The organism is Bacillus sp. J33, from assembly GCF_000518885.1.
In the GTDB taxonomy this organism is placed as follows: domain Bacteria; phylum Bacillota; class Bacilli; order Bacillales; family Cytobacillaceae; genus Cytobacillus.
In genome coordinates this window covers 1-7,568 of record NZ_JAEL01000157.1, presented here as the reverse complement: position 1 = coordinate 7,568, position 7,568 = coordinate 1, and the positions used below count along the sequence as shown (strand labels likewise).

Here is a 7,568-nt window from a genome sequence, read left to right as displayed (position 1 = left end):
ACAAATAGCCAATAAACATCATTTTGAATAGAAGTAGAGGATCCGTTGGTCGACCGTTGTCCTCACTATAATATGGGCGAACCTTATCTAAAATGGTTGAAAAATCTATGTACTGATCTATTTTTCGCAGAAGGTGGTCCGAAGGAACAAGTTCATCAATAGACACAAATTCAATTTCATTTTGCGAAGATTCTTTGGGTTTAAACATGTAAATTCACCACAATCTATAGGATTTAATGGGTTAATTATAACATATTAACACGGTGAATAATTAAAGTTAACTATTAAAATAAAGGCTGTCGATAGTTTCTCGACAGCCTGAGAAGCAGCCAAACTGCTTCTTTTTTCATTGTTAAGCATGTTAAAAGAATTTCTTCTTACCCTGCTCTTCTTTAAGGATTTCCACAGCTTCTCTAAAACGCTGGGAATGAACGATTTCCCTTTCCCTTAAAAAGCGAAGGCCATCATTTAAATCGGGATCATCACTCATGTTAATGATCCACTGATAAGTTGCCCTGGCCTTTTCTTCAGCGGCAATATCCTCATATAAATCTGCAATTGGATCCCCTTTGGCCTGGATATAAGTAGCTGTCCATGGGGCTCCTGCGGCATTGTGATAGAATAGTGCATTATCATGATTAGCATAATGGTCTCCCAGGCCGGCTGCTTTCATTTGCTCAGGTGTTGCATCCTTTGTTAATTTGTAAACCATTGTAGCAATCATCTCTAGATGGGCAAATTCCTCAGTTCCTATATCCGTCAGAAGGCCTATGACCTTATCAGGGATCGAATACCGCTGGTTTAAGTATCTTAGTGCGGCCGCCAGTTCACCATCGGCGCCGCCATATTGTTCTATTAAAAATTTAGCCAGCTTTGGGTTGCAAGAGCTTACCCTTACCGGATATTGCAATTTTTTTTCATAAACCCACATTTTTTCAACCCCTCCCTGGACTTTTGCTTATACAAAGAATATGTCTGGTTCTCAGCGCCTGCGTTAGGAAAATTTATACTTGCCATGGCCAGGGGGCATCATCCCAATTCCAAGGCTGGCCAGAGTAGCTGTGTCCAAATTGCATTAATGGTCCATACTTGCTTTCAATCGCATTTCTTAGCTTTTTTCTTTCTTTTGCATAGTGGTTGAACTGGTTAATGGCCTCAGTATCGTTATTATGGGTGTCAAGATAAAGTGTTAACTCCACTAGCACAAAGTCAACTGCCTGTAGCTGTTCAAGAAGCTGATAATACTCTGCTGGCATTTGTTTCATGGCTGCTGCCCCTCTCTGGCCTTTTCATATGGACTGTACCAAGGGTCATAGAAAGCCTTCCATAAAGTTCCTGCTTTTAAAGCTTGCATCGGTTTAAACTGCTCAAGGCCTGGCGGCTGGAAACCCATATAAAGATTTGGAGGAGTGGAATATGTTTTAACCGTTATGGGTTTGCAAGGGTCAAAAGGACTCACATACGGGTGCCAGGTTTTACGGAGTGTGTTCATGTTAAATCCCTCCTTATTTGTACGTCATTCAATTTTATGAGAAGCTTTTAAGATTTATGTTTGTTTTATTTGCGAAAAAAGGGATAGACCAACTGATGGAGAATTATAAAGGGGACTTATTAATTACTCTGAGGTGATGGAAATGTTTGTGAAAAGTATCATGATTCCAAAATATACTTGTTATACAATTGGTCGGGATGAAACACTGAAAGAAGCACTGGCAATGCTTGAGGAGCACAAAATTGATGGGCTTCCTGTATTGGATGGCGATCAATATGCCGGCATTATCACCAGATATGGAATATATGAGAACTTCTTTTCATCAGGAAAAACAAAAAATGAATTTTTAAGTGCAGCATTTGTGAAAGATATTGCAACACATCAGGAGCAATACCTTGAAGGAAATGAGATTTTTGAAAAAACCCTTTTGGCTTTAAAGGATTTTCCTTTACTTGCCGTACTCGGAGAAAATCGTAAATTCCTTGGGATTGTTACCCGATTTGATGTGCTTGCGCAATTCCAATCTGCTTTTGGCACAAATCGTTCTGGTGTTAGGATTGCTTTTACTTCTGTTGAGACAGAAGGGCGGATTGCCAGATTGGCAGAAATTGCCCACTATTTCCATGAACACATCATTTCGCTCGTTACATTTGATGAAACAGATAAACTTGTCCGCAGGATTGTTATGAAAGTAGAGAAAAATAATAATCTGGACAAGTTTATAAGCAAGCTCGAAAAGTCGGGATTTCGAGTTCTCGATATTACAGAAGATTAATCCTGAATATAGTCAACAATACAGATCCATCTCATACACTTTGTGTATGGGAGGGATTTTTTGTGTATTATCAGCTGCTAAAATTATTGACTGGCTTAATAAGCGGTTTTCTATATATAAAGCTTTTTCCGGTGTCTATTCCAATGGGAATTTCAGACATGATTGTCATATTTGTTTTGGAGCCTGGCGGATTTTTCTTAGGGATGATCTTTTTTATTATAGCTTTTTTGGCCTATGCAGAATTGATTAGAGGCGCCGTTGAATTGACTGTATTTTTTATTAAATATAAGAACATACATTTCTTTGAACTTTTATTCAGTGTATTGAGTTTTGTGAGCTTTATTATTTTGTCAGCAATTTCAATATGGGAAACAATAGCTCTTTTCTTTTTTTCGGTAATCTATGGTATTATTTCTTTAGATTTAAAGAAACTGAAATTTGCTGAAGACTATGAATGATGTTGATATAGAGCAGGAGGAATAATGATCTATATAATTGCTTTAGCCTTAATTGGCGGTGTGGGATTATTGGTATATATGCTAAAGGAGGCATTCGCGGACAGGATTATATATAAAGAGCTTTCTTTCTCCGATTTCCCGGAAAGCTTCGGAGAAGTAAAGCTTTTTTTTATTTCAGATATTCATAAAAGGGTTATTTCCAGGAGAATTATGGATGAAGCCAAAGAGAAAAAGCCTGATATGGTCATTATTGGCGGAGATCTAATGGAAAAAGGAGTTCCTTTTGGCAGAGTGAAAAAGAACATTCTCTTGCTAATGGAGGCTGCACCTGTATATTTTGTTTGGGGGAATAATGATTACGAAGCAGACTATCATCAGCTGGATGCTCTGCTTTTGGAGTGCGGGGTGAAAATCCTTGATAATACCGCGTTTTCCTTTGAGTCTCTTCATGGAGACAGATTTGTTTTAATGGGGACGGATGATCTTAGCAAAGATAGGGATAGGCTGGATCTTGCTCTGCATGATGCAGGAGATGGCGGCTTTCGTGTGCTGGTAAGCCATGATCCGAGAATTGTCAAAGAGATAAAAAAAGAACACAATATTCACCTTGTGCTAAGCGGACACACGCATGGCGGGCAAATTCATATACTGGGGTACAGTCCATATGAAAAGGGGCAGATAAAAGTCCTGCCTGAAACAACCATTTTAATCAGCAATGGATACGGAACAACTGGTGTTCCCCTGCGGCTTGGGGCAAAAGCCGAAACGCATTTCATCACTCTAAAATCTGGCTGAAACATATGAAAAGCTTAAGGTGGGAATAGGAGGATCTGCTATTGACGCCATGGCTGAGGAAGAAAAGGAAAAATATAAAGAGTTCATTCCTGGAAGTTCGGAGGATAACTGGGAAAAGTGGATAAAAAAGCATTTAAATGAATACTTGAATGGCCGGCTGCGAGTTGCCGGCTATTTTTTTCTGTATTTAGGCAGAGACGACTCACAAACTTTTGTAAATGTCATACACTAAACCAAAGAGTTGGTTCAGGGCAGGGGGCTTACTATGCGCTTAGAACGTTTGAATTATAATAAGATCAAAATCTTTCTTACACTAGATGATTTAACCGATAGAGGACTTACAAAGGAGGATGTCTGGAAAGACTCTTTAAAATGGCATCAGTTGTTTCACGAGATGCTGGAGGAAGTTAGTGAAGAGTATGGAGTTGACATTCAAGGCTCGGTTGCAGTAGAAATTTTCTCGATGCAAGCGCAAGGAATGGTCATGATTGTTACAATGGAGGATCACCAGGACGAGGAGCTCCTTGAGGATGGGTTCATTGAAATGCAAGTGACAGTCGATGGCAGTGAAGAGGTTTTATTTGAATTTCAGGACATAGAGGATGTCATACAAATGGCTAAAAGGCTTGACCTTGTTAATATAGATAAGGGGAGTCTTTATTCATATAAAGAAAGATATTATTACCATTCAAATGATATGTCCCCTGAAGACATCCATCGGGCAGTTGCTATATTGGCTGAGTTTGGAAATCCCTCTTTTACAAGTCTCCATCTTATTCATGAGTATGGCAAAATAATCATCAAAGACAAAGCGGTTAAAAAGCTTGTCCGGTATTTTTCATAAAACGAAAGGGGGATTATATTCCTCCTTTTTATCATTGCAATGAATTTCTTTTAATTGCTCATGAAATATGCAGAAATTGGGTAAAACAATGGTAAGTTCGAGCACTTAAAAGTCCTGAAAAGAACCTTCCGCTCCATATAAAAAGTAATCTTGAAAATGGAGGTTTTCTTTACATGCGGGCGGGAAAACAGGTAATAAGAATAAACAGAAGATTACCTTTAAATCAACATTGGCAACGGTTTCATTAAAATATCAAAAAATGCGGAAAAGTGTACTATTCTTCTTGCATAAATTAAGCAAAGGTGTATACTATTCCATGGAAGCGGACAACTATTGAAAGTGATTTTTCTAGGAGGTTTACAAATGGTAGCCGAGAAAGGTACTGATTCAAATAAAGCTGAAAAACTAGATGTCTTAAAGTCGACACAAACTGTCATACATAAGGCTTTGGAGAAGCTGGGATATCCAGATGAAGTTTATGAGCTTTTAAAAGAGCCAATTCGCATGATGACGGTGAAAATTCCTGTACGGATGGATGACGGAACAGTAAAAGTCTTTACTGGCTACCGGGCCCAGCATAATGATGCAGTTGGGCCTACAAAAGGCGGAATTCGTTTTCACCCGAATGTAACGGAAAAGGAAGTAAAAGCACTGTCAATTTGGATGAGTTTAAAATGTGGAATAGTCGATCTTCCTTATGGAGGAGGAAAAGGCGGTATTGTCTGTGATCCGCGGGATATGTCCTTCGGTGAATTAGAACGATTGAGCAGGGGATATGTACGTGCAATCAGCCAAATTGTGGGGCCAACTAAAGATATTCCGGCACCGGATGTATTTACAAATTCACAAATTATGGCTTGGATGATGGACGAGTACAGCCGGATTGATGAATTTAACTCTCCTGGCTTCATTACAGGTAAACCTCTTGTACTTGGCGGCTCCCATGGACGGGAGTCTGCAACAGCTAAAGGTGTTACAATTTGTATACGTGAAGCTGCAAAGAAAAAAGGAATTGACCTGAAGGGTGCAAGGGTTGTTGTACAGGGATTTGGAAATGCAGGCAGCTTCCTGTCAAAATTCATGCATGATGCAGGTGCTAAAGTTGTGGGAATATCAGATGCTTATGGTGGTTTGTATGATCCAAACGGACTTGATATAGACTACCTGCTGGATCGCCGTGACAGCTTTGGTACAGTAACAAAACTTTTTAATGATACAATTACAAATAAAGAGCTGCTTGAACTGGATTGTGATATCCTCGTTCCTGCCGCTATTGAAAACCAGATAACAGAAGAAAATGCACATAACATCAGAGCAAGCATTGTTGTAGAGGCTGCAAATGGCCCAACCACTCTTGAGGCCACCCAAATCCTTACTGAGAGAGGGATTTTGCTGGTTCCTGATGTATTGGCATCCGCTGGTGGTGTAACAGTTTCTTACTTTGAATGGGTCCAAAATAATCAAGGATATTACTGGACAGAAGAAGAAGTGGAGGAAAAGCTTGAGAAGGTAATGGTTAAATCCTTTGATAATATTTATCAGACTGCCCAAACACGCAGAGTGGATATGCGTTTATCTGCTTATATGGTTGGGGTTAGGAAAATGGCAGAAGCTTCAAGATTCCGCGGCTGGATTTAACATACCGCAGCTTCTTCCAGTACAATGGGTAAGACATTTGAATAATCATAAAAAATCTCCTATCATTAAATGATGGGAGATTTTTTTAAAACAAGGCTGTGTCAATACTTATTGCTGATTTAAGCACCTGTTGATTGGAGCGTCGGACCGCCCCGGAAAGGGAGTGCCTGGAGCGGAAACCAACAGCAAATTTAACTGAGCCTAAAATAAAAAAGTACGAGGTACAGAAGTTCCTTTTGTTTTTGATCTAAGGAGTGAGATTATTTTGATGATAGACGCTATTATTGTTGGTGGAGGTCCATGTGGATTGGCGGCAGCCATAGCCCTTCAGGAAATGGGGAAAAATCCGCTTGTAATTGAAAAAGGGAATATTGTTAATGCAATCTACCACTATCCCACGCACCAAACATTTTTCAGTACCAGTGAAAAGCTGGAAATAGGCGGTGTTCCTTTTATTACCGAAAACTATAAGCCAAAAAGAAATCAGGCTTTAACGTATTACAGAGAAGTTGTCAAAAGAAAGGGCATTAAAGTGAATGCTTTTGAAACAGTATTAGAGATCAAGAATCATAAAGGAATGTTTGAGGTTCAAACAAATAAGGGACTATATACGGCAACATATGTGGTTATAGCGACAGGTTATTATGACCATCCGAACTATATGGATGTCCCGGGTGAGGACCTTCCAAAGGTTTACCATTACTTTAAGGAAGCACATCCCTATTTTGATAAGGACGTAGCTGTCATAGGAGGTAAAAACTCCAGTGTTGATGCCGCAATAGAATTGGTCAAAGCGGGTGCAAGGGTTACTGTCATATACAGAGGAAAGGAATATTCTCCGAGCATAAAACCCTGGATTTTACCGGAGTTTGAAGCATTAGTCCGCAATGGTGCAATAAAAATGGAATTTGATGCCCATGTGAAGGAGATTAGGGAGGATAAGCTCATTTACAAGAAAGAGAATCAGCTTTTGGAGATTAAAAATGACTTTGTTTTTGCGATGACAGGTTATCATCCTGACCATGGCTTTTTAAAGAGTATGGGAATCCAAATTGACGGAGAGTCAGGCCGCCCAATTTACAATCCCGAATCAATGGAAACAAATATTCCGGGGATCTTTATTGCAGGTGTTATAGCTGCAGGCAATAATGCAAACGAAATCTTTATAGAGAATGGGCGCTTCCACGGAGATTTAATTGCAAAGGCTATTTATGAATATGAAAATAAAGGAAAAAAAGAGGTTGACTCAAAAGGTCGTTGAACGACGACTCTTTTGAGTCAGTTTTTTATTTTGAGATCATTTTGTCCTCAATTTCGAGTAACTTATTCAAAATTAGGAGAGATATCCCNATTTATCCTCCTAAACCTTCACTCTTTTTACCTGTTTTGTAGAAGATCATCCCACTTTTTTAAATTGTGGGCAACACAAATAAGACCCCAATCCGTGGTGTTTTTGGATAGGCCTCTTAGAGAAAACCGGTTGAATTTTCGGTTGTGTTTAATTTGTCCAAAGACGGGCTCGACATCTATTTTTCGGCTTCTGTACTTTTTATTGCCTTCTTCAGA

General features: G+C 39.3%; 11 protein-coding genes and 1 pseudogene. 7 read left to right on the top strand and 5 right to left on the bottom strand.

Features of this window, described 5'->3' with window-relative positions:
* The 4 genes and pseudogenes from L634_RS0127610 to L634_RS0127595 form a co-directional block, all read right to left on the bottom strand.
* Positions 1 to 208: pseudogene (locus L634_RS0127610) on the bottom strand (IS5/IS1182 family transposase); the annotation flags it as partial.
* A gap of 153 nt (positions 209 to 361) precedes the next feature.
* Complete coding sequence (locus L634_RS0127605) at positions 362 to 931, bottom strand: manganese catalase family protein (protein WP_026585181.1); 570 nt, start codon at positions 929 to 931, stop codon at positions 362 to 364.
* Between the two features lie 73 nt (positions 932 to 1,004).
* Positions 1,005 to 1,265, bottom strand: a complete 261-nt coding sequence (locus tag L634_RS0127600) for a spore coat protein CotJB (RefSeq protein WP_026585180.1) — start codon at positions 1,263 to 1,265, stop codon at positions 1,005 to 1,007.
* On the bottom strand, positions 1,262 to 1,492 hold the full coding sequence (locus L634_RS0127595; protein WP_026585179.1) for a spore coat associated protein CotJA: 231 nt from the start codon (positions 1,490 to 1,492) through the stop codon (positions 1,262 to 1,264). The genes L634_RS0127600 and L634_RS0127595 overlap by 4 nt, the downstream gene beginning before the upstream one ends.
* Positions 1,493 to 1,634: 142 nt before the next feature.
* On the opposite strand from L634_RS0127595, the gene L634_RS0127590 reads away from it, so the two are divergent.
* The 7 genes from L634_RS0127590 to L634_RS0127560 all read left to right on the top strand — a co-directional run bounded on the left by L634_RS0127590 (position 1,635) and on the right by L634_RS0127560 (position 7,263).
* Positions 1,635 to 2,267, top strand: coding sequence for a CBS domain-containing protein (locus L634_RS0127590; RefSeq protein WP_026585178.1), 633 nt, complete (start codon positions 1,635 to 1,637; stop codon positions 2,265 to 2,267).
* A gap of 62 nt (positions 2,268 to 2,329) precedes the next feature.
* Positions 2,330 to 2,725, top strand: coding sequence for a hypothetical protein (locus tag L634_RS0127585; protein ID WP_026585177.1), 396 nt, complete (start codon positions 2,330 to 2,332; stop codon positions 2,723 to 2,725).
* Positions 2,726 to 2,749: 24 nt separating this feature from the next.
* Positions 2,750 to 3,520, top strand: a complete 771-nt coding sequence (locus L634_RS0127580) for a metallophosphoesterase (protein WP_026585176.1) — start codon at positions 2,750 to 2,752, stop codon at positions 3,518 to 3,520.
* 19 nt (positions 3,521 to 3,539) lie between these two features.
* Positions 3,540 to 3,752 (top strand): hypothetical protein, encoded by a 213-nt coding sequence (locus L634_RS0127575; RefSeq protein ID WP_157452473.1) that lies wholly within the window; start codon positions 3,540 to 3,542, stop codon positions 3,750 to 3,752.
* Between the two features lie 33 nt (positions 3,753 to 3,785).
* On the top strand, positions 3,786 to 4,364 hold the full coding sequence (locus tag L634_RS0127570) for a genetic competence negative regulator (protein WP_026585174.1): 579 nt from the start codon (positions 3,786 to 3,788) through the stop codon (positions 4,362 to 4,364).
* A 363-nt stretch (positions 4,365 to 4,727) separates the two neighbouring features.
* The gene (locus L634_RS0127565) at positions 4,728 to 6,002 is read left to right on the top strand and encodes a Glu/Leu/Phe/Val family dehydrogenase (protein WP_026585173.1); all 1,275 of its coding nucleotides are present in this window, start codon (positions 4,728 to 4,730) and stop codon (positions 6,000 to 6,002) included.
* A gap of 268 nt (positions 6,003 to 6,270) precedes the next feature.
* Positions 6,271 to 7,263, top strand: a complete 993-nt coding sequence (locus L634_RS0127560) for a YpdA family putative bacillithiol disulfide reductase (protein ID WP_198029841.1) — start codon at positions 6,271 to 6,273, stop codon at positions 7,261 to 7,263.
* Positions 7,264 to 7,379: 116 nt separating this feature from the next.
* Here L634_RS0127560 and L634_RS31945 read toward each other — a convergent pair.
* A partial coding sequence (locus L634_RS31945; protein ID WP_034263364.1) for a transposase occupies positions 7,380 to 7,568 on the bottom strand: 189 nt, incomplete at its 5' end.

Excerpts from the sequence above, each read along its gene's own strand:
- L634_RS0127580 (WP_026585176.1), top strand. The coding sequence starts at position 2,750 with ATGATCTATATAATTGCTTTAGCCTTAATTGGCGGTGTGGGATTATTG.
- L634_RS0127590 (WP_026585178.1), top strand. The coding sequence starts at position 1,635 with ATGTTTGTGAAAAGTATCATGATTCCAAAATATACTTGTTATACAATT.
- L634_RS0127565 (WP_026585173.1), top strand. The coding sequence starts at position 4,728 with ATGGTAGCCGAGAAAGGTACTGATTCAAATAAAGCTGAAAAACTAGAT.
- L634_RS0127600 (WP_026585180.1), bottom strand. The coding sequence starts at position 1,265 with ATGAAACAAATGCCAGCAGAGTATTATCAGCTTCTTGAACAGCTACAG.
- L634_RS0127605 (WP_026585181.1), bottom strand. The coding sequence starts at position 931 with ATGTGGGTTTATGAAAAAAAATTGCAATATCCGGTAAGGGTAAGCTCT.
- L634_RS0127570 (WP_026585174.1), top strand. The coding sequence starts at position 3,786 with ATGCGCTTAGAACGTTTGAATTATAATAAGATCAAAATCTTTCTTACA.
- L634_RS0127560 (WP_198029841.1), top strand. The coding sequence starts at position 6,271 with ATGATAGACGCTATTATTGTTGGTGGAGGTCCATGTGGATTGGCGGCA.
- L634_RS0127595 (WP_026585179.1), bottom strand. The coding sequence starts at position 1,492 with ATGAACACACTCCGTAAAACCTGGCACCCGTATGTGAGTCCTTTTGAC.